Here is a 21,796-nt window from a genome sequence, read left to right as displayed (position 1 = left end):
TGATGGCGTCACCCTGTCGTCCATTCAGCTCGATTTCGGGTTGGCACGCTGTGGATTTTGCGAAAATCCCACGTGCTAACCGGGCCCACGCAAGACCCGCGATCCGTAATCAAGCTGTGCTGGAGGGCTGGCTTCCCAATTGCTGAAGAACGAGCTTCCGCAATTGCTTTCCGACGTTGCTCAACCCCGTAGTGGTCACGATGACCGATTCGCTCCATCGGCAAGATGCCCACGGTTGCACCCCAATTGAACCATCCCACAAACTGCTCAGTCAGCTTTCGTGGTGCTCGCTTGCCGGTCTGATGACTGCCGCAGCGTGCCTGGTCATTGCTCCGGCCGAGTCCGTGGCACAAAGCACCGCTTCATCCCACGTGATCTACTCGGGAAACTCTTATCCCAGTGTCGGCAGCACGGTCTATCCGAACCAAGGGATCCCACAACCGGTCGCAAGCTATCCCGCAGGCAGTCATGTCATTGGCTCAAACGGGACATTTTCCTCCAGTGGAAACCAAGCCCACAATCAAACCATGGGCTCACGAGTCTCGGGCTCGTCCGTTCACACCATTGGCACGCCCGTCGTGATCAACGGCTCGACGGTCGTCCGCGGCTCGATCGTCAACTCGGCACCGATTTCTTCGGCACCGGTTACCTCAGCATCAGCCAACTCGACATCGACGGGGATCCAAACTTCGACCAGCTTCCCCAACAGAACCTCCCAAAACCAATCGTTGGGCTGGGGATCTCCGAGCAGCCAAAGCACCACTCGCCTGATCGCGCCCCCCAAACTCTCCACCGAACGCTCCAACGCATACAGTTCGCTGTCCGGCGACACCCCGTCCAACCAAAGCTCGACTCCCCGCAACTCGTCCGGCAGCGTACCCGCTCGTTTGGTATCGCAATCATTCAATCGAGGGAACGGCCTCCACCCACAACTGCCCGACGCTCGATGGGATGACACGAGGTCGACTGACTCTAGGTCCGCTGACGGCAGGACGTTCGATTCCAGATCGGCAAATTACTCACGCTATAACGACGACCGATTTGCTGACACACGCTTCGTCGACGCTCGCTCGGACACCAACAACGTCCTCGATACCCGCTACGACAACCGCCGCCTTCGACAAACCCAAGCATACGAGTACCAAGCCATCGAACAGGCCCGCGACACCGCTGAGCGGTTTCGTGCGATTGCCCGCTCGAAAGGTTCTTCGATCCCCGATTCCATTATCTCGGACCTGGCTCTGGAAAACGCTGGCTTCGTCGACCGCTGGGTCAACCTCGCCGAATCGATCGGAACCATTGCTCGCCAAGTCGACGAAGCCAACGACAAACTGGCGTCAACTCGATACGACTACGACGACGTTAACACCAAGCTGAACCATTACGGGCTGACTCCGACGATCGGTCTTCTGTTGCGCAACAAACAAGAGCAACTGGGACGTTGGCAGGCGGAAGACTCCCAGACGCTCTTCGCCGGTCAAGAACTGGGACGCTCGCGACAAGAACAACTTGAACTTGAGATGGTTCAGCACGATGGGTCCCGGCCTCGCGAACAAAGTCAGTCGATCTTAAATGAAGTGAGCATGGACGCCACCAGCTCACAAAACCTGGCGTTCGCATCGCAGGTTCAAGATCTACTGCAACAACGACACCAATGGCTAACGGCACTTCGAGAAGGATACCGGTACTACCAACAAAAGCTGGGCGAATTGGATTCGTCGGTTAATGCACTGTCCTTGCTTAGCAGCGAGTATCACGCGTTGATCGATCGGCACGTGACCTGGATCCGCAGTGGCGATCCAGTCGACACCGATGACGTCCGACAATTGAAAAGCGGTGTGCCAGCTCTATTCAGTTCCCGGCGCAGCGGCGAATTTGGCCAATCGATCGAAGACAAATGGCGAACCAGTCCTGGTGCCGGAATCGGATTCCTGGTCTCGGCTCTCCTGATCATGCTCGCTCGCTGGTATGCAAAATCATGGCTGCTTGGCATTGGCGAAAAGAATCGCATGCGAAACGCAACCGCCGACACGCGAAAGGTGATCGCTGGGGCTCTCACGGTACTGGTCGCTTCGGCGATCCCAGCGGTTCTGTACTTACTCGCCCGTTGGCTTGGCAATGGGCTGGTTACCGAATCGACACTGCATGCTTCGAGTGGTTTCTACGCGGCTAGCTTAGTGGCCTGGATGGTCGAAGTCCCCCGCCAATTGCTTCGCAAATCAGGCTACGTCGACAAGCACGTTGACGTCGATTTACCACGTCGAGATCGAGCAACGACCTACCTAACGCTGATTGGCATGGGACTCGTACTGGCGGCTTACCTAACCACGTTGGCGGGCCTCATCGACGCGGGCATGTGGCGGGATTCAGTTGCCCGGTTTGGCTTCATGACGGCAATGTCATTAGTGGCCTGGACAGCACATCTGTCACTGCGTCCCAACGGCGGATTCTTGGAACCGTTGGTGGCCAAGTTTGGCGGTCGCGTGATCCATCGTATCCGGTTCCTGCTGTATTTTGCTGGCGTCGGGTTCCCGATCGGAATGCTAGGCTTATCCGCCCTCGGCTATGGGCTGACGGCGAACGAATTGATCCAACGGGTCATCTTCACGCTGGTCGGGCTGTGCATCGCCGCGACCTTATGGGGCGGAATCAAGATCCTGTCCGCTCGAGCTTGGTACATGTTGACCGGCTCGGCAGTGGACAACGAGAAATCGCAAACAGAGTCAGGCCGTTACGCGCGTGAATCCAGCTTTGGCTACTCCGACGATGACACAGTGCCCGTCGGACAGGTAACCGGAGTGCTGGGCGAACATTTCCTGGAACTGAAACATCACTTGGCGTTCTTGTGCCAGTGCGGATTAGTTCTCGCTGGCATCGTGGCCATCGGCTGGCTATGGATCGATGTGTTTCCCAATGCAAAGATGGGCAACCCGGTGGTCTGGACCATTCAAGATACCATCACGGAATCGTCTTTTGACACGGCTGGAAACCCCGTCACTCGGTCGGTAGCCGCCGCGACCCCGGTCACGGTGATGCACCTTGTGTTGGCCGCCACGACCTTGTTCGTCGCTTTCCAACTCGCCAAGTTGCTGCCCGCTTTGTTTGACGCTTTAGTTTTGCAGCGTGTTTCGTTCGACGAGGGGATGGAACACTTTTCGCTGGTGCTAGGGCGTTGCCTTTTGTTTGGCGTGGGGTGCTTCATCGCCTGCAAATGGATTGGCATTCGCTGGCAAGCAATCCAGTGGCTCGCAGTGGGCCTGATGATCGGCGTCGGCTTTGGATTGCAGGACATGGTCCGCAACCTGTACGGCGGCATGATTGTGTTGTTTGAAAAGCCAGCTCGCTTGGGCGACTTCATCAGTGTCGGCAAAGTGACCGGCCGAGTCGCCGCACAAAGACTTCGAACCACCGTGCTATCGGATGACGATGGCCGCGAAGTGATAGTACCGAACAAAAACTTCGTCAATGAAGACGTGACGAACTGGATGGGTGCCGGCCGACTGAATGTGATCGCGATCGAAGTCGCGGTGACACGCGACGAACGTCCGGCCGACATTTGCCGCACACTGCAAGAACTGACGATCGAGCAAGATGAGGTGCTACTGACCCCGGCTCCGCAAGCGACACTGGTTTGTGTTGGCAAACGATCGCAGCGAATCGAGCTAAGAGCCTGGATCGAAGACGATCGCGAAGTATCTCGATTCCGAGACTCACTTTTAAAGACGGTTCGTCGCTATCTCGACGACAAACATCTGTTGGCCGCCAACCAACCGACTCAGCCATCGGTGCGAGATATTATGGACGATGAACCGCTACTTTCGCGGTCTCGCCCCCGTCGCAAACGGCCCGCTTAAAATTGCGGGCTCAAGCAGTTCTGGGCCCGAAAGCTTTAAACGCTACGACGTGCAACGACGGCTGCACTTAGGTCGTCTAGCATCTGAACCGTGTCTTCCCAACCGATACAGGCATCCGTAACGCTGACGCCTTTGGTAAGCGGAGTCGCGTTCAGTTTTTGATTGCCTTCGACCAAGTTGCTTTCAATCATCACACCCATGATGCGTCGATCGCCTTCGCTGACCTGACTGCAAACGTCACGACAAACGTATCGCTGACGCTTATGTAGTTTGCGACTGTTTGCGTGCGAGCAATCGATCATCAGGTGAGGTGTGAGCTTGGCCTTTTCAAGCAACTCGGAAGCCATATCGATACTGGCCGCGTCGTAATTGGTGTACTTGCCACCCCGCATGATGACATGGCAATCGGGATTTCCGATCGTCGCAATGATTGCGGAGTTGCCATCCTTGGTCACCGACAAGAAATGGTGAGGACGTCGTGCTGAACAGATCGCATCGACCGCAATCTGGACATTGCCGCTGGTTCCGTTCTTGAAGCCAACGGGGCACGACAGCCCCGATGCCAGTTCACGGTGGGCCTGGCTTTCGGTTGTTCGGGCGCCAATGGCTCCCCAACCGACCAAGTCAGCGACATATTGCGGGCTGATCAGGTCGAGAAATTCGGTGCCGGTGGGAAGTCCCATGGCGTTGATATCACGCAACAAGCCGCGGGCAGTTCGTAAGCCACGGTTGATTTCGAAACTGTCGTCCAGACCGGGATCGTTGATAAGTCCTTTCCAGCCAACGGTGGTGCGTGGCTTCTCGAAATAGACCCGCATCACGATTTGCAGCTCGCCAGCGTGCTTGGCTTGCTCGACGACCAGCTTTTCGGCGTACTCGCGAGCCGCGTCTGGATCGTGAATCGAGCAGGGACCGACGACGACGACGAGGCGGTCATCTTTGCCGCTCAGCACATCTTGGATGCCTTTTCGACCGGCCAATACCGTTTCGGCGACAGCGGGTTCGACTGGGATTTCATCGATCAACTCACGCGGCGGCATCAGGTTTTTGATCGATCCAATCCGTAAATCGTCGGTAGCAGAGGCGTTCGTTGCGTTCGTCATGAAATCAGAAATTCGAGGTTTGGCGAGTAAGTTAGGTGCACATGTTATCCAAGGCGAGCGTTTTCTTCGATCACCAAGTCAGACAAAATTGGCCAGCGGTGGTTCGGCGTTCGCAAAACGGCCCGAATCCAGCAGGCGATTTACTAGCCAATCCGACCCAAAAACCTGGCTAGTCGCCGTCGCGGTTTCGGATTATCCCGGACCAATCTTGCCGTTCGCCGTCGCCATTTGCTACGCCGAGTGATGATGGAGTCCAATCTGCCTTGCTCTGCTTGTCAGCTTTCGCTCCCTCGTGATCCGTCCAGACGAAAGATTGAGGTCAGCGTCCGCCGACTCGGTCGTTAAGCAAGCGTTTTAGCGGCACCACGCAAGCTTTCCGGTTTTGACACATAAGATCAGTTTTTCAGTAGCAGACGAAGCTACGAGTCCGTTTGATTTCAGTGCGGAAAGAATCCTCACTTCGTCCACTACGGCCAAACCTAAAGCGACATCCAACGGCGACATCGCGAAACATTCCCTGGGACACGAAAAGGATTTCGGATGATTCATTTACGCTGGGGCGCGGCTGCGACAGCAGTGATATTCGCATACGGTCCCGTGCAAGCAGAGCAGGACTGGTCGCACCGGATGCCCCCACCCGTCATTGTGGCACCGTTGGACGATGTATCTGGGATTGGAGCATCGGGATTGAACGATGCCAGCGTCGACCAGCACCGAGTGAATCAACAAACTGGCGTGCAGCAAGTTGGCCAGCAAGAATTGGTCCAACAATCAGCTCGTGCGAACTCACCGGTTCAGCCCGCATCCCACTGGCAGCCCGCCGCAGATTGGCATTCCGTGCTGATGAGACCCATCGCGACCTCGAATTCGCGCCTAACCAACCCTCCACAATTATCGGAAGCCCCCGCGACGCCAACGCTACAGCCACTGGATCAAACCGGCCGGCCTTCTAATTCCAGCCGACCAGAACGCTCTAGGCAATCTGCAAGTTCTAGCGAACTCATCCATTCACACACTCCCGTCAATTCCGGCGGGTTGGTATGGGGCGATCCGAGCGAATGGTCGCCTTCCACCTCGGTTTCCCCTTGGGCCTCGCCACCCCATCGAACCATCGAAGCTCCAGCTGCACAGCCAAAACCCAGCTCAAATGGAGCTTCGCTTGGGAGCACTGGCGTACCGATGCACGCTGGAAACCCACACGGCTACATAGCCGACGAAACAGCGCCACCCACCGGCCAACCGACTCATCATTCCCATTTGCATCACGGATCCGTCCTTCCAGAACTGCCTGGCGTCGAAAACGATCCGAGCAGTGCCGGGCCGGGCCGCTTGGGCATGGGCACGCACTGGATCAAGAACCGACCGAAGGTGAACCCGCCCATTCCAGACGCGACCGTCGCCCCACGCTGGAAAGCACCGTATTCGTATGGGTACTTCGGCGCCGAAGGCAAACGACACTGGAATCGCCAGCATGGGTACCGCGACCGCTATTTGCAGTGGACGCTTCGCTAGCGGCTTCGCAATCCATGGCTGAGGCTTTTTGAGTAACGGTCAGCCGTTGCGTCGATTCGCTATCGGGTGGAAACTAGCGGTGCGTTTAGCTTGCGCATCCGTTTTCGCAACTTCTAGCCCCACAGCAATCGAAGCCAATATGGACACCCCCTCCGCTGATTCTCGCCCGCAACGCCCGCAAGCGGGTGGCCCACCACCGGGCGTGCGTCCGCACGCGAAACTCCCCGAACCATCGGCTATTCCTGAATGCGGATGGCATGTCGGGCATTATTTCTATCGCTTCCGTCGTGATCTGATCGAGGGGCCGCTTAGTGCGGACTTGTGTCAGCAATTCTGTGACGCGTTGGCCCCCGGCGACGACGCCATGCCGCGTCGTTTGGCATCGTACTGGATCAGTGGCCACGAAGCCGATTTCGCTGTCATGGTGATGGACCCCGATCCCGCCAAGGTGGAAGGGATCCATCAATCGCTACTAGCACCGGGCATCGGCCGCTACCTCGAAGCGAGCTGGTCGTTCATCTCGATGAGCGAAGTCAGCGAATACGTCCCTTCGGTGGAACAGTATCGCCAGCGTTTGATCAAAGAGGGCAACGAAGCGGATTCGCCGGAATTGGCAGCCAAGGTCAGTGCTTACGAGCGACGGTTACCGATGATGAACCAAAATCGGTTGGAACCGGAGTTCCCCGATTGGCCAACCGCGTGCTTCTATCCCATGAATAAAAGCCGGGTGCCGGGAGCAAACTGGTTCACCGAACCGTTCAGTGACCGCAACCAAATGATGGCAGAGCACGCACAAAGCGGCATGGCGTTCGCCGGGAAGGTCAGCCAACTGATTTCCGTAGGCGTTGGACTCGATGACTGGGAATGGATGGTGACCCTGTGGGGCCGCAATCCGCAATACTTGAAAGAAATCGTCTACAAGATGCGATTTGACGAGGCCAGTGCTAAGTACGGTCAGTTCGGCCCGTTCTATGTCGGCTATCGCTCCAACGGCGAAGAGATCCTGAAGCATTGCCGTCTGTCGGCATAGCGATAGCGTTTATTAAGCGAGAGCGTTTGTCACTCGACCAGAGCGGCCATCGTGCCGCTCCGCCGGCCAGCACGTCTATTTGCCTAGGCCCTTGCTAAGATTAGGCCAGGCCTTCTCTAAGATTCTAACCGGATCGCATCTTCGACGATCAGCGTCGCGATTCCGTTGCGGATCGGGTACAGCCGGTCGCCCTGCCGAGTGACCAAGCCCGCCTCAATAGGCTCATCGACTCGCGCGTCGACTTGATCCCGAGCCAGTCCCTGCTCGATGCTTTGATTGACACGCTGCAAGATTTCGTCGGTGGCGAGGGTGAGACCCTCACCACCCGAAGGACAGCGCAAGATAGGCAGAATATCCGGGGTGATCGTCACGTGTTTGGTCTCCGAAGGCGGTTTGTTTTCATCGCGACTCGGCTCTGACGCCGAAACCCAAAGCATTGTCTTCATCGCAAGGACTTTCGCCAAGCGGCGGTTTTTCTGCTCCGGCGGATCGTATGCTCTAGCGTTTTGGGCAGCGTCGCGATGGGTCCATTTGGCACGACAAAGGATTGTCATGCGGCATTTGATTGTCAAAGCAGGTTTGCTTTGGATTGGTTCGTTTGCGCTAACCAGTTCATTAGCGGCACAGGATTCTTCCGGATTCTACACCGATCCGGCAACGGGAATCGTCTATCGGAAAGTCACCCGGACGGTGGAACGTCCGGTCGTGGAAACCAAGATGACCCAACGCCAGCAAACGGTTTATAAACCGAAAACCGTCACGGAAACTCGTCCGACTACGCGGCGATCATACACTCCCGTGACCGAGCACCGATGGGTTCCTAAGGTGGAAGGCCGCTGGAATCCGTTTGTCCAGCCTCGCGTTGCCTACCACCACGTTCCCCAAACCTTTTGGCAAGCCCGAGATGAGGTGTTTGCGGAAACGAAAACCGAGGTCAAATGGGAACCTGAAACGCAAACCGTGAGTGTCCCCCAGCAGTCCATGCGAATCGCTCGAGAACAAAAGGTGGACTTCGAACCCGTCGGGCGGGTCGCACCACAAGCGACGCAATTGGCTTCGTCAAACGTGTCGCCTGAAATTGCCTCGCGGCTGCGTCCACTGTCCGACACAACCGCGGTTCAGCCCATGCAAAACGGCAGTTTCGCGGCAAATACCAACGGAATGCTCGCTCGGCAACACAACCGGTCCAGCTTGCAATCCGGACTTCGTGCCACGGAACTGATGCCAAGCTCGGGGACGGCCACCGTGGGGCCGGTCGCAGGTGGAACGTCAAGCGTCGCTGGATTGCCCGCACTTCGAATTTGGCGTTAGCATGCGGGGGTGATTGCCAGGAACGAATCTAGGGCCGCCGGATTAGCAGTATTTGCTTCCACGTCCGCCGGCCTTTCGCCCACACCCTGACGTCATTGACTACTGGGTTTCAACGGGGGATCACTCAACCTACCTTCTCCCGTCGTTACCATCCTGGTGGTTTCCGGTCGGCGGGGATGGGGGGTGAGAGAAGGCGGAATCGCCTTTTCACCCTCTCCTAATGATGAATCCGGTTGGGCAAGATAGACTATGAAGGCGACGTTCATTCCTGTGACAGGCTGATATCTGGTGGATCTGCAAAACTACTTTTCCGGCGACATGCCGCCGCGTGACCATTTCGTGTCGATTCTACGACACTGGGAACAGGCACGCCCGGGCGCAAATGCGTTCTCATTCACGGATGGGGAAGAGGTCGAGAAATCGCTGACCTACGCGGAACTTTGGGAAGAAGTCCGTGGGCTAGCTGGCTACCTGCAAGGTCGATGCGGCATCCGGCCTGGCGACCGCGTGCTTTTGCTCTACCCTCCCGGTCTGGACTTTGTCGTTTCGTTGTTCGCGGTATTTGCCGCGGGTGCAATTGCGGTTCCTGCTTTTCCACCACGACGAAATCGCAAGGCTTCACGGATTCGTTCCATTGTGCTGGACGCCGATGCGCGTTGGGCCCTGTCGACTCAGTCCGTCATCGAACAACTTTCCGGTCCAGAGCTTCACGAAGACTTAGTCGGTGTGCAGCTTTTGGGAACCGATTCGCTTCAACATCGCGATAGCTCTTACTGGCGCTGCCCTCGGTTGCGCAGCGATTCACTGGGCGTGTTGCAATACACTTCTGGTTCCACCGGTTCACCCAAAGGGGTGATGCTGACGCATGAAAACCTGATCGCAAACAGCCAACTGATCCTGCACGCCTTCCAACCCGAAGAAGCGATTGTCGGTGCATCGTGGTTACCGACTTACCACGACATGGGACTGATCGGCGGCGTGGTGATGCCGATGTACATGGGCAGCCCCAATGTGCTGATGAGTCCGATGGCGTTCCTGCAACGACCGGCACGTTGGCTGCAAGTCATTTCTAAACATCGTGTGACGATCAGCGGTGGACCGAATTTCGCCTATCAACTTTGCGTCGACAAGATTTCCGATAGTGAACTGGAAGGCCTGGACCTATCGACGTGGAGCGTAGCCTTCAACGGCGCCGAGCCCATTCGCTCATCAACACTCAAACAATTCACGGAGCGATTTGAGAAGGTGGGTTTTCGGCCGTCGTCGCATTTGCCGTGCTATGGGATGGCTGAAACCACCCTCATTATCACTGGCGGCCCAAAGGAGACTCGCCCCGTTCTGAAACAGTTCGAGGGTTCCGAACTGGACAAGAAGAAAGTCGTGCCGCTGGATGCGGATAGTGACTTAGCGGACGCATCGCCTCGCGAACTGACCGGTTGCGGTCGTGTCTTGCCTGGCGAGCGGATTGAGATCGTTGACCCGGATACACGTCAAATCCTGGCCCCCAATTCGATCGGTGAAATCTGGGTCCAAAGCCCTTCGGTCGGTCGTGGCTATTGGCAGCGACGCGAAGAAACCGCCAAGACGTTTTCGGCGATGACGGACGACGACCAGGGACCTTTCCTGCGCACCGGCGACCTGGGCTTCCTGCACGAAGATCAACTCTACGTGTCCGGCCGGCTGAAAGACATGATCATCGTGCGAGGCGTCAATCGCTATCCGCAAGACATCGAAGAGACCGTTGAAAACGCCAGCGACTTGGTTCAGGCCGGTAGCGTTGCTGCGTTCGCGATGACCGATAGCGATCGCGAACAACTCGTTATTGTGGCGGAAACGATTCGTCGCCGAGACATGGATTGGGACGATCACCTGCAGGCGATTCGCCGAGCCGTAACGGCGGAACATGATCTACCGCCCGATGCAATCTACCTGGTCCGCAATAGCAGCGTCCCCAAAACCAGTAGCGGTAAAATTCAACGTCACGCTTGCTTGCACGCTGTTCGCGACAACGAACTGAAGACCGTTGCCCAGTGGGTCCGTGGCGAAGAATCGTCAATGGCTTTCGGTGCGGGTGGTGGCGAAACGATGATGAAGGCCGCCGCTGGAACGGCGGGGCTAAACGTCGAAGCGGACCCGATCGTCATTGACGCGGTTGAATCCCATGTGCGCCGAATCGCGGGCGAACGGGCTGGCCAGATATCCACCGATACCAACATTGTGTTGGACCTTGGGCTCGACAGCCTCGAACGACTCGAGATCGTGCGCAATCTTGAGCGCACCTTCGGCGGTCGTTTTCCAGAACAAGTACTCGATGAAATCGAGACGATTGGACAAACCGCCGCCGCGGTCGAACGCTATTTGCCAGCCGGTACGCGGAGCCGCGCCGAAGCCTTCTTGCGTGACCCAAGCAGCCAATTGGGTGCGAGCGACGATCAAGTCGATGCCTCTGGTTTGCAAGCGGCTATTTCAGAAAATAACGGAAGCGTGTCGCATCCGATTCGCTCGACCACCGTTGCGCCCGAAGACGACGTAACCCAGTTCACCGAATACCGTCGTTTGAAAACAACGATGCGTCAAATGCAATTGACCGGGTGCCCGAACCCGTTCTTCACAGTGCATGACGGGATCGTGGGTGACACCACCGTGATCGACGGAAAAGAATACATCAGCTTTGCCAGCTACAACTACGTCGGTTTGTCGGGTCATCCGGAAGTGTCCGCTGCGGCATCCGATGCGATCCAAAAGTACGGAACCAGCGTCTCGGCGAGTCGGCTTGTCAGTGGTGAAAAGCCGATCCACGGTGAGCTGGAAAGTAGGATCGCGAACTGGGTTGGGGTGGACGCGTCGATCTTAATGGTGGGTGGGCACGCGACGAACGAAACTACGATCGGTCACTTGGTCGGTCCTGAGGATCTGATCCTGCACGACGCGTTATCGCACAACAGTATCGTCCAAGGGGCGTTGCTATCCGGTGCCAAACGACGCCCGTTCCCGCACAACGATTACGAAGCACTCGACCGCATGCTCACCACGCTTCGGCCTCAATACCGACGCACACTGGTGATCATCGAGGGCGTCTACAGCATGGACGGTGATTACGCCGACGTGCCCAAGTTCATCGAAGTCAAGAAACGTCATCGTTGCTTGCTGATGGTCGACGAGGCTCATTCGTTTGGCACGATGGGCGCGACCGGTCACGGTATGGCCGAGTTCCAAGGATTCAACGCACGTGACGTCGATATCTGGATGGGTACGCTTAGCAAGTCAGCTTCGTCATGCGGTGGCTTCATTGCCGGTAACCAAGCATTGATAGAACTGCTTCGCTACACGGCCCCCGGATTCGTATTCAGTGTTGGTATGCCGCCCGCTCAAGTGGCTGCGGCGATGGCATCACTGAAAGTCCTGGACCGAGAACCTGAACGCGTCACCCGACTGCATCAGAACAGCGAATTGTTCTTAAAACTGTGTCAGGACGCAGGCCTCGACACCGGCGATAGCGGTGGGACTCCTGTCGTTCCGGTGATTACGGGCAACTCGCTTGTAGCGTTAAGGTTAAGCAATCGACTGAAGAAGGACGCCATCAACGTCCAACCGATTTTGTATCCTGCCGTGGATGAATCCGCCGCTCGTTTGCGGTTCTTCATCACTAGCGAACATACCGAAGAACAGATTCAGTTTACGGTTGATCGAACGCGTCATCACTACAGCGAACTCTGCGAAGCGACGGCGGCATCTTTGGCGGAAACCGGCTAACTTAAAATTCAAGTTAGCAATGCATCATCAAGGGGTCAGCATGTCTTGGCTGAGCTCAACAACAAGGGTCCGCTCCGCCACGACGACGCCATCGAGAGAGGTCACTCTTGTTGCAATTTGGTAGGACCCAGGCTGGATTCCTTTAGGAACAAAGAACTGCAGTTCTCGCGAGTTCCCCGGGGCAAGCCATCGGCCATACCCATCGGCAAGTTCGATAGGGTGACCGCTTGTTGCGGCCATTTGCATCTCACCGTAGAGCGGTGCAAAACCATCGCCGCGGTTATCGATGTTCATAACGAATGCGTTGCCTTGGGGAAGATTGGCCCACTGCATTTCTCCGGCGACCAGTTCCAGTTCTGGCCGCATCTTGTGGACCAACGCCATCTCGATCGCCGAATTGGATTGATCACACAGGACATCGATCATCCCCCACTCGTATGAGTCCTCGCTTCTACCTCGAAGCATGGCTCGAATGGTTTGTGTTCGGCCCGGCCGCACCGTGAACTCTTGGCTGGAAAGCATGACTGACTTTGTTGGATTACCAGCAGCATCACGCGGGATCAGCTGCACCTTTTGAGGCTCGTCGCCGGAATTGCTGACCTGCAAAGTGGTGACTCGATGGGTGCCACCGATCCGGCCTAATTCCACTTGAGCAGGATGAATCGTGACTCCACGACCAACCCGCTTTACCCGAGCATGCATCGCTCGAAAATCAGAACTATCAACCTGAACCGGAACGGTCTGATCGACCATCGTCCGGCGACCGTTGCTGAGCTTCAAATTCAGCGCAACTGCGCCAGAATCTAGCAAGTCCTCAATCCTTCCTTCCAACCGCAACCGACTTCGGGGCATGATCCGAACAAGGTACTTGGCGTTTCCTGGTAACTCAGTTCGCGACTGCATTCCCAGCAACAACGGATCTAGCGAATCTCCATCCTCGAATGCAATCGAAGCCCGCACTTGGGACTCGAGTGCATACGCAGTCGGGTTCACCAAATAAGTTCGAACGAACGGCACCCCTTTCTTTTGAATGAGGCCGGTATCTTCGAAATACAGTTCATCCATATCGCCAGCATCTTGAGCGCCGGTCTCGATGTCGACTCGCAAAACGTACTGGGTTACAAAACGAATTGCTGCATGAGTGGAACCGTCATCGGCTTGGTCTTTTGGTGGTGCACTCATCCGGCCACTATCTTTGACCAACAGACCGAAAGAAATATAGTTGGTCTTCGTTAACGGAACGGTGACGTTTCCCTCGATGCGAAACGTTTCCCCCGGTGCCAATTTGAATTGCGTCGGACTGGTGAAGGTAACTCCGTCAATCGCATCGCTCGTTTCATCGTGAAGGATAATGCCAGACTCTTCCTGGCGAAGACTCACCGGCCGAACGTCTAAATCCATTGCCTTTCCCGTCGAAGTAAGTTCGAACGAAAATGGAAGCGTCTCGCCCCTGCGTCCTTTTAGTCGCTCAACAACAGGCTCCACTCGAAACGAAGGTTCGACGCTTCGTGTCAGCGACACACGCTTTTCATCTGAACGAATTTCGGCAGATGGTTCGGCACCTGCGGCTTCACTGCGACTGCAATGAAAGACAAAAGACGAAGTGATCGCAAATAAGAAAAGACAAGAATGGATTGTGATGTTGCGTAACATGGGAAGCAGGTAGCAAGGCGGGAGGAAGGGTAGGAAGGATTCAGCAGCGTTTAGCGAATAAGCTCGCCGTCATAGGTCGCGTGACAAACAGCAGTCTCGTCCGCTCGAACAATACGAGGCGAGATGAAGATCACCACCTCAGCATCACGCGTTTGACGCTGCGTTGTTTGAAAGAGGTAGCCCACCAATGGCAAGCCACTCAGCCCCGGAATTCGATTCACTTGATCGATGGTTTCGCGTTGAACGAGGCCGCCGATCACAATCGTCTTTCTGTCCTTAACGCTGACCGTCGTCGATACGCTGCGGCGATTGATAACCGGAAAAGGATTAACAGACAGCTCGTTGTTCGCTGTCCGAACATCCTCGCTGACTTCCGCTTTCTCGATATCAATAGTGACCACATCGCCGCGAATGTGAGGCGTGATATCCAACGTGATCCCGGCATCAACCTTTTGAATGTCCTGTTGAAAGAAAACCGCACTGGAACTTTGGCTGCCGGTCGGCTGAACGGAAAAAAATGTCTCGCGATTGATAGCGATATTCGCTTGCTCGCCGTCTTTCGCCATCACATGGGGTGACGCACGAATCGTCAAATAGCCGTGTTCGTTGAGCAATTTGATGAAGGTCGAGGTGCTACTGAAGTTTCCAAACACCTCATCCAAACCGGACTTGCTCACTTGGCCGTTCAGCGCGAGTCCCGAAGCTCCCAACGCCAACGCTTTCGCACTATCAAGTTCAACCGCGTGCTGCCAATCCAACCCAAACTGAAATCCTGAGTCAGGCGACACCACGCAGATAATGGCTTCTAAGACGACTTGCGAAACCGGCTGATCGACCGCTTCAAATCGCTCGAAAATTTCGTCGACGATCCGGGACGGTGCTTGAACGAGCAACAACTTGGCGGAATCAATGGGGGTCACATATTGAAGCAAACCTACCGGAACGGAGTCCAGCAAAGATCGGATATCCATATGCAAGGGACGAAAATTTCGTTTCACTGATACTCGCGAAAACAGCGGTGACAACGGGTCTGGCGGCGCCACCACGACTTGGCCGTCTGAAATGGAGTGAGCTAAACCCAACGGCATCAAAACCTTCTCGATTGCTTGTTCGAACGTCAGGTCGTGGCAGCTCGTATTGACGATCCCGCCCACGTTGTCATCCAAGACCAAGTCGAGGTTTGCTTCCGAAGTCAGAACGGTCAACACTTCGCGAACGTCGGTCTCAATGAACTCCTCACTGATCAGTAATCGCTTATCAATCACATCACCGTCGGCCAACGTCGCGTCGATCTTTGCGATGGTGGCCGAATCAAGCGTCAGCGGCACGATTGACTCTGCCTCAGTCGGATAGACCAATCCGTCAACAGAAGTTAGCTCCGCTTCCAAAGAATCAAATGTGACTTCGTCGACGATCGTAGGACTGCCCGAATGGTCGATCGCTTCCTGGACCAATTCATCAATCGACGTTCGGCTGGGAAGCGGACGATAAACGCACGCACTGCACAGCATCGAAGCCAATAGGAGCCAAACGGAAATGACGGGGCGAACAGACAACGGGAAAGACAACCTACGACAAACACAGCGGACATATTTTTGAAGTGAACGCATCCATACTTGGTGGCCCAGAGTATGCCTATGCGGATTAACCTGACACGCATTAATCGCACGAAACACACGTCCACCAACCGTGAACGTGTGAGGACCTACCCGAACGAACCATCAAGGCGATTCACTAAGGGGCATTAGCATTGAATCACCCAGTGACGGCCCGCTCAGATCGATCCGGTTTCGTGCCGTGATACTGCCTGGACGAAGCCACTACGACCTCGTCCAGGCGTCTCACACAGGCTGACGCGACGACACTTTGTATCGGCAATGGGGCACTTGCCGATTCCGTTGTCGCGTCTGCCAAAATTCCTCAATCTGCAATCGCAGACCGACGGACAATTAATTCGCTGTCACGGTGCCGGTTACCGTCGTTTCATAGTTTCCAGATGGAAAACTACCGTAGGTACCGGTGATGAAGTTGACCGCCAAGTTGAATGAGGCACTTGCCGTACCATTACTGGACGCAGTCACTGATGCATCGTTATCACTATTAGCGTGGTCTGTCGTGTCCAAAGCCTGGGTCACCGTCCATGCTCCAGGACCACTGGTTGTCCCGACGGCCAGACCAAGCTTCACGTCGCGTTTATAACTTGGATCATTGGCGTGAACAAAAGGTGTCGATGTCGAAAAGGCGACCGACACACCCGAAATACTGTTACCGACAACGGACCAAGTCTGAACGGGGAACGCTTGATTCGAATTGCTTTCGTCGTGGGTTAACGCTGCGTCCACGGGAGCAACGATGGAAATGTTACCGGGCACTGTAACGGTAAACTTTTGGCTGTCGGTTGTTTGGGCGTGACCTTGGCTGGCGACAAACGCACTGGCAACGAAAGCGAAAGCAAACTTGTAATTGATGAGGCGTTTCATTGGATTGACTCTTTTAGAATATGACGTGATAGCAAGATGTGAACTCAAGGTAGTTAGGCGGCTCGTCGACTAGCCGCGGTCAACCGCTTGGGCTGACACTCAAACTTAAGTTCATTTCTGAACGCGAAAATCATTTCTAAAAGAAGTCAGAGTATTCCTGACACCGATGCTCACATAACGCGTCAGGCCCGTTCCTAAGACTTACACATTGAGCACTATCTCGGTGAATTGTCAGGGCAAGACACCCTAGAAGATCAGAGTGAGCATCACGTCACGAATCTTGACGCACGATTGCAACCATATCCGCTCGATCTTTTAGGTTGAGCTTCTGGCGAAGACGACTTCGATAGGTCTCAACTGTCTTAACACTTAAGAACAAGCTGCTAGCGATCTGTTGATTCGTCATACCCGCGGCAAGACCATCAAGCACCTCGCGTTCTCGCCGTGATAGCGTTTTCAATCGATGCAACGCACTCGGTTTGGTAGAATGCGGATCATGCGCCGCTTCAACACGATGCTGATCTTGCAACTGTTCCGAAGCAACGGATTCCGCCTCAACTGGAACAGAACGCTTCTGTTGAACCAAACGGGATGTAGTTCCCCTAGTTGGATCTCGATCGTCCTCCGAATCGTTTTCCCGATTGGATTGGTCGAACCCCAGTCGACGTCCGGCATGCACCCAAACGACCATTGATTCAAGCCGTTCAGCCGAGTAGTCGCCGTCAACATAACCTTGCACACCCGCCTGCAGAGCCCATGTTTGGCAAGCATTCGAAGGACGATTCGCGAGAACAATCCACTTCAAATGACTGTTTTTTCCAACAAGAGCGTCGATTTCACGTCGATGTTCATCGATTCGAATATCGAACTGAGCCGGTAAGCCCAGGATTCCTACTTCGGCCGTCGTTGCATCCTGGTTCTGGGAGACCTCACTCCAGGATGCCCCGACTGCACACACCCGAACGAACGATGACGTTGACCAAGCGTGCTGCAGACCGACTTGAACGACGCTATTGGGATGAATGACAACAAGCGGAATTTTCGCCGAAGCTTCTGCCTCGGATTGGGTCCCTGAATGCTGTTTGGATTTACGCGGAAGATCGGCACGACTGCGTGCATTCGAGGCGTCATTGTGACCAACCGCACCTCTAAAATCAGAGGAAGGATCGTTTGAAGTAACCATAGGCAAAACAACCGAGTAACACAAAGTTTATATAATTCTGTTTGCCCCAATTCATTGTGCCCGCGTCATTATTCCTCTGCGGCAAGATCAAGTAATCAATGACGGATCACATCAAAACTTTGCTGCTAGGAATGAGCGAGTTGGTACCCGATTTCAAATTAGCTGCCAAGACGAAAGCCAACTCAACCTTGAGAGATAACGTCGCATCGGCCACTTGCGGTAGCTTCAACGCACGATGAAGTCATGAAGTCATATACCCCCAGGCTGACGATGGGTAATAGAGTCGACTACCATACCGGTCGACACGTACGATAATATTGCTTGCTTTTCGAAGTCACCTCATCCGCCAACACTCAATTATCACCCCCTCATTTGTTGCAGACTCGAAGCACTTGCTTGACGCCGAACCGTGTCTCGCCAGTGCCATGTTATTCGACGTTCTTTTTGAGCATGAATGAGATAAACCCCACAGCGAAAAGACAAGACTTGTGAATTCGCCTTCTTACCCGCTACTAGGCGTCGTACTCGCCGGCGGACGCTCATCTAGAATGGGCCGTTGTAAGGCAACGCTTACCCACGCCGATGGCACAACATTCTTGCATCATGCGATTGAACAAGTTCGCCCGCTATGCGACACCGTGGTCTGTTCGATAACCCAAAACCAAAATGACGTTGCGGAAATCGTTCCAGCGAATGTCACAATATTGCGTGACGAACGAACCAATCTTGGACCCGCTGAGGGTCTACGACAAGCATTGGAATTCGCTACCACCCATGACTGTCTCGGCGTCCTTGTCGTCCCGGTCGATGTGCCTTCGTTGAAAACCGAACAACTGCAACGGATTCAAGGATCGTTCGTACGATTCCCGGACGAAGTCTCATGCGCGGTCGCGATCGACACACCGGATAAACTAGAGCCCCTCATCGCGATCTATCCCGTTGGATTGCTAGTATCCATTGCCGCATTGGCGAATTCAAACGATCGCAGCCTGTACCGCTTCATCGAAAAACGCAATCATCACCGAGTACCGATGCCTCGGCGCACGCTCAAGAACGTCAACCACCCCGACGACTGGAACCAATAGAGCCCAATGATTCTCAGCCCTGATAGTGCGATCAAAATGCTTGCGGCGAGATTGGTTCCGCTGGCAAGCCAAACCCTTTCAACGAAATCATCCAGCCGCGACTTAATCGGACGGGTCCTAGCAACCCCCGTTCTGACGGATCGAGACAGCCCAGCGGCGGACGTTTCCGCAATGGATGGCTATGCGGTGTTCCCGGGACAAATCGAGAAACAATCGAAATGGCCAGTGATCGCTGAGTCGTCCGCTGGATCGCCGCCACCGAACCTGGATCCGCAAACGGCATCCCGACAAGGTGTGGTAAGAATCTTTACCGGTGCGATGGTTCCCGAGGGTTGTGACCGAGTTATTCAGCGGGAACACACCATTGAAGAAGTAAACACGGGCTTGGAAGGCAACTCGGGCGAAACAGACACGGTCCAGTGGACCGATGCAGCGAGAAAAATCCCAGCGGGGTCGAACATTCGTTGGCAGGGGGAAAACCAGCGAGCAGGCGGCGTCGCAGTGCCACCCGGTGGAGTCATCCTTGGACCACAATCAGCCGCGATCGCATCGGTGGGCGTCCAGTCTGTTTCGGTGCACGAATTGGTGCGCGTCGCGGTCATCACAACCGGCGACGAATTGGCATTATCTGAAGACACAAAAGAGAAATTGCCGCCTTGGATGATCCGCAACAGCAATGCCGAAGCACTCTCAGCGATTTTGCATCGTTGCCCTTACGTCGACTCCCCCTCGTTGCTGCACGGTCCTGACGATCCACAAAAATTGAAGACGACGATCCAGGACGCACTGTCGACGCATGACGTCGTCCTGCTGACCGGCGGTGTTTCCATGGGAGACCGAGACTATGTGCCGACTGTGCTGGATTCCATTGGCGCTGAAACTCTCTTTCATCGTTTACCGCTGCGGCCTGGCAAGCCCATCTTAGGCGCCATCCTAGAAACATCATCGACGTCACCGGCCAAGCTGATCATCGGCCTTCCCGGAAACCCCGTCAGTGCCACCATGGGGGCGGTCCGCTTCGCGATGCCATTGATCGCGCGACTGGGTGGCGTGACCGCTTGGCAAAAGCCTCAACCCACGGTCACACTCGCTGAACTGGGAAGCAAGACGCTGCCTATGTACTGGTTACGGGCGGTGCGGATGGTGGCCAACACAACGGACACAGCGTCTCACCACGAAGCCCATCCAGGCCTTGCTGAGCTGGTGATAGGCAAGGGCTCAGGCGACCTACTCACGCTCGCCCAAAGCGATGGTTTCATCGAGATGCCACCTCACGCCAACACTCCCGGCCCTTGGCCTTTCTTCGCGTGGCAATAAACCAAGTCAATAAAAAAAGTCACCGCTTCGGAACGCAGAGCATTCCCAAACGGTGACCTTGAACGAATCGAGTTTTCTGAGTCACCCGCAATTGGCAAAGCGAGTGACCGCGGATTCTCGCTTAACCGAACGGGTTGTACTTACCAGGGACGGGGATGGGGTACTTGCCATCTTCGCCACGGACAACAGGTGGCTCCGAATCGTAGGTGAAGTCATCGATGCCTGGTGCCAATTCACGGCCTTTTTCAAGCAAATCGTCCCACTTCACGACCTTGCCTGAATAGCAAGCTTCGCGACCCAAGATGGCACAGAACGTTGACTTCGCACCGTACTCGCCTTCGTTGTAGATCTCGCCTCGCATTAACGCTTCGATTAGGTCGTGCTGTTCTTGTTGGTGTCCGTTGGGACTTTCACCTTCGAACTTCCAGGCGTTTTCACCTGTGATGCTTCCCGACGGGTTTGCTGATCCCTTCGTACCTTGAGCGAACTCGCCCACGTGACTCCAGCCACCCTTGAGGTGTCGACCTTGGCTGAACATCTTCGAACCGTCAGCAAAGGTGTATTCACAGAAAGTGTGGTCAAAGATTTGTGACTTCGATCCGTCACCCGCTTCACGCTGTTGGTGACCACCCATGCCGTTACAGGAAACAGGGTACTCACCCTTCACCCAGCAACCGACGTCCAGGTTGTGGATGTGTTGCTCACAGATTTGGTCGCCTGAAAGCCAGTTGAAGTGGTACCAGTTGTTGACTTGGCCCTGCATCTCGGTGAAGTCAGGAGCTGGGTTGCGATACCAGATTCCGTTGCCGTTCCAGTAAACCTGTTGTGAAATCACATCGCCGATGGCACCATCGTGGATTCGTTTGATGGTTTCCATGTAACGTGGTTCGTGGCGACGTTGTAGACCGATGCCGACCATCAAGTTCTTCTTCTTGGATTCTTCCACTGCCTTCAGAACTCGCTTCACGCCAGTCGCGTCAGAGGCAACCGGTTTTTCCATGAAGATATGGCGTCCCATTTTAACCGCGTGCTCAAACTGTTGCGGCTTGAAGCCGGGCGGTGTGGCGATCACAACCAAATCACAATCGACATCAATGGCGGACTTGTATCCGTCCAAACCGCCGATGATTTCGTCTTCGGTCACACCGACCTTGTCGCCGTGACGACCAGCCAAACGACGCAACTTGCTCTTCGCAACTTCGGGGAACGCGTCAGCAACAGCAACCAACTTCACGTTGCCCTTCGTCTTCATAATGTTGTCTGCAGCACCTGCACCACGACCACCACAGCCGATGAGTGCGAAACGAATCGTGTCGTCGCTAGCGGCGTGTACGTTTGGAATGGCGGTCGCTGAAAGTGCAGTTCCGGCCAAAACGGTCGAGCCTTGCAGGAATGTACGACGGCTCGCTGCCGACTGAGGGTTTGTCGCTGGAACCACAATTTTAGAGGTAGGTTTCTGGGGCATTGAGCTATCCATGTTGCTGAAGGTCTAGGATTCGAAAGGAAGGTAGGAGA

General features: G+C 55.2%; 14 protein-coding genes. 7 read left to right on the top strand and 7 right to left on the bottom strand.

Annotated features, from left to right (window positions below):
• The first annotated feature begins 200 nt into the window (after window positions 1-200).
• On the top strand, window positions 201-3,854 hold the full coding sequence (locus ACR3ZL_RS04045; RefSeq protein WP_473649174.1) for a mechanosensitive ion channel domain-containing protein: 3,654 nt from the start codon (window positions 201-203) through the stop codon (window positions 3,852-3,854).
• 35 nt (window positions 3,855-3,889) lie between these two features.
• On the opposite strand, the gene ACR3ZL_RS04040 is transcribed toward ACR3ZL_RS04045, so the two are convergent.
• Window positions 3,890-4,957, bottom strand: coding sequence for a 3-deoxy-7-phosphoheptulonate synthase (locus ACR3ZL_RS04040; RefSeq protein ID WP_473649175.1), 1,068 nt, complete (start codon window positions 4,955-4,957; stop codon window positions 3,890-3,892).
• A gap of 540 nt (window positions 4,958-5,497) precedes the next feature.
• Between ACR3ZL_RS04040 and ACR3ZL_RS04035 the strand changes: the two genes are divergently transcribed.
• The gene (locus ACR3ZL_RS04035; protein ID WP_473649176.1) at window positions 5,498-6,469 is read left to right on the top strand and encodes a hypothetical protein; all 972 of its coding nucleotides are present in this window, start codon (window positions 5,498-5,500) and stop codon (window positions 6,467-6,469) included.
• 139 nt (window positions 6,470-6,608) lie between these two features.
• Window positions 6,609-7,499 (top strand): hydrogen peroxide-dependent heme synthase, encoded by an 891-nt coding sequence (gene hemQ / locus ACR3ZL_RS04030; protein WP_473649177.1) that lies wholly within the window; start codon window positions 6,609-6,611, stop codon window positions 7,497-7,499.
• Window positions 7,500-7,615: 116 nt separating this feature from the next.
• Here the strand turns inward: hemQ and ACR3ZL_RS04025 are convergent, their stop codons facing one another.
• Window positions 7,616-8,053, bottom strand: coding sequence for a hypothetical protein (locus tag ACR3ZL_RS04025; protein WP_486173226.1), 438 nt, complete (start codon window positions 8,051-8,053; stop codon window positions 7,616-7,618).
• Between ACR3ZL_RS04025 and ACR3ZL_RS04020 the strand changes: the two genes are divergently transcribed.
• Both ACR3ZL_RS04020 and ACR3ZL_RS04015 read left to right on the top strand, forming a co-directional pair.
• The gene (locus tag ACR3ZL_RS04020; RefSeq protein WP_473649179.1) at window positions 8,052-8,810 is read left to right on the top strand and encodes a hypothetical protein; all 759 of its coding nucleotides are present in this window, start codon (window positions 8,052-8,054) and stop codon (window positions 8,808-8,810) included. The two genes, ACR3ZL_RS04025 and ACR3ZL_RS04020, sit on opposite strands and share 2 nt — an antisense overlap.
• A 318-nt stretch (window positions 8,811-9,128) precedes the next feature.
• The gene (locus tag ACR3ZL_RS04015) at window positions 9,129-12,563 is read left to right on the top strand and encodes an aminotransferase class I/II-fold pyridoxal phosphate-dependent enzyme (protein WP_486173564.1); all 3,435 of its coding nucleotides are present in this window, start codon (window positions 9,129-9,131) and stop codon (window positions 12,561-12,563) included.
• Window positions 12,564-12,590: 27 nt separating this feature from the next.
• On the opposite strand, the gene ACR3ZL_RS04010 is transcribed toward ACR3ZL_RS04015, so the two are convergent.
• The 4 genes from ACR3ZL_RS04010 to ACR3ZL_RS03995 form a co-directional block, all read right to left on the bottom strand.
• Window positions 12,591-14,216, bottom strand: a complete 1,626-nt coding sequence (locus tag ACR3ZL_RS04010) for a COG1470 family protein (RefSeq protein ID WP_486173225.1) — start codon at window positions 14,214-14,216, stop codon at window positions 12,591-12,593.
• Between the two features lie 50 nt (window positions 14,217-14,266).
• Window positions 14,267-15,772: a type II secretion system protein GspD gene (locus tag ACR3ZL_RS04005; protein WP_473649181.1), complete on the bottom strand. Its 1,506-nt coding sequence runs from the start codon at window positions 15,770-15,772 to the stop codon at window positions 14,267-14,269.
• 393 nt (window positions 15,773-16,165) lie between these two features.
• Window positions 16,166-16,696, bottom strand: coding sequence for a hypothetical protein (locus ACR3ZL_RS04000; protein WP_473649182.1), 531 nt, complete (start codon window positions 16,694-16,696; stop codon window positions 16,166-16,168).
• A 271-nt stretch (window positions 16,697-16,967) separates the two neighbouring features.
• The gene (locus ACR3ZL_RS03995) at window positions 16,968-17,879 is read right to left on the bottom strand and encodes a helix-turn-helix transcriptional regulator (RefSeq protein ID WP_473649183.1); all 912 of its coding nucleotides are present in this window, start codon (window positions 17,877-17,879) and stop codon (window positions 16,968-16,970) included.
• Between the two features lie 488 nt (window positions 17,880-18,367).
• Between ACR3ZL_RS03995 and mobA the strand changes: the two genes are divergently transcribed.
• Window positions 18,368-18,964, top strand: a complete 597-nt coding sequence (gene mobA / locus ACR3ZL_RS03990; protein WP_473649184.1) for a molybdenum cofactor guanylyltransferase — start codon at window positions 18,368-18,370, stop codon at window positions 18,962-18,964.
• A 6-nt stretch (window positions 18,965-18,970) separates the two neighbouring features.
• Entirely contained in the window at window positions 18,971-20,281 is a 1,311-nt protein-coding gene (locus ACR3ZL_RS03985) for a molybdopterin molybdotransferase MoeA (RefSeq protein ID WP_473649185.1), read from the top strand.
• 121 nt (window positions 20,282-20,402) lie between these two features.
• Here the strand turns inward: ACR3ZL_RS03985 and ACR3ZL_RS03980 are convergent, their stop codons facing one another.
• Window positions 20,403-21,746, bottom strand: coding sequence for a Gfo/Idh/MocA family protein (locus ACR3ZL_RS03980; RefSeq protein WP_473649186.1), 1,344 nt, complete (start codon window positions 21,744-21,746; stop codon window positions 20,403-20,405).
• Between the last annotated feature and the right edge of the window lie 50 nt (window positions 21,747-21,796).

This window comes from Rhodopirellula sp. J20-39 (assembly GCF_057365095.1).
Note: the sequence above shows the minus strand (reverse complement) of the source record. Positions and strands in the feature narration are given on the sequence as shown.

Excerpts from the sequence above, each read along its gene's own strand:
- ACR3ZL_RS04015 (WP_486173564.1), top strand. The coding sequence starts at position 9,129 with ATGCCGCCGCGTGACCATTTCGTGTCGATTCTACGACACTGGGAACAG.
- ACR3ZL_RS04035 (WP_473649176.1), top strand. The coding sequence starts at position 5,498 with ATGATTCATTTACGCTGGGGCGCGGCTGCGACAGCAGTGATATTCGCA.
- ACR3ZL_RS04045 (WP_473649174.1), top strand. The coding sequence starts at position 201 with ATGACCGATTCGCTCCATCGGCAAGATGCCCACGGTTGCACCCCAATT.
- ACR3ZL_RS04020 (WP_473649179.1), top strand. The coding sequence starts at position 8,052 with ATGCGGCATTTGATTGTCAAAGCAGGTTTGCTTTGGATTGGTTCGTTT.
- ACR3ZL_RS04010 (WP_486173225.1), bottom strand. The coding sequence starts at position 14,216 with ATGTTACGCAACATCACAATCCATTCTTGTCTTTTCTTATTTGCGATC.
- ACR3ZL_RS04025 (WP_486173226.1), bottom strand. The coding sequence starts at position 8,053 with ATGACAATCCTTTGTCGTGCCAAATGGACCCATCGCGACGCTGCCCAA.
- ACR3ZL_RS03985 (WP_473649185.1), top strand. The coding sequence starts at position 18,971 with ATGATTCTCAGCCCTGATAGTGCGATCAAAATGCTTGCGGCGAGATTG.
- ACR3ZL_RS04000 (WP_473649182.1), bottom strand. The coding sequence starts at position 16,696 with ATGAAACGCCTCATCAATTACAAGTTTGCTTTCGCTTTCGTTGCCAGT.
- hemQ (WP_473649177.1), top strand. The coding sequence starts at position 6,609 with ATGGACACCCCCTCCGCTGATTCTCGCCCGCAACGCCCGCAAGCGGGT.
- ACR3ZL_RS03995 (WP_473649183.1), bottom strand. The coding sequence starts at position 17,879 with ATGGTTACTTCAAACGATCCTTCCTCTGATTTTAGAGGTGCGGTTGGT.
- ACR3ZL_RS04040 (WP_473649175.1), bottom strand. The coding sequence starts at position 4,957 with ATGACGAACGCAACGAACGCCTCTGCTACCGACGATTTACGGATTGGA.
- ACR3ZL_RS03980 (WP_473649186.1), bottom strand. The coding sequence starts at position 21,746 with ATGCCCCAGAAACCTACCTCTAAAATTGTGGTTCCAGCGACAAACCCT.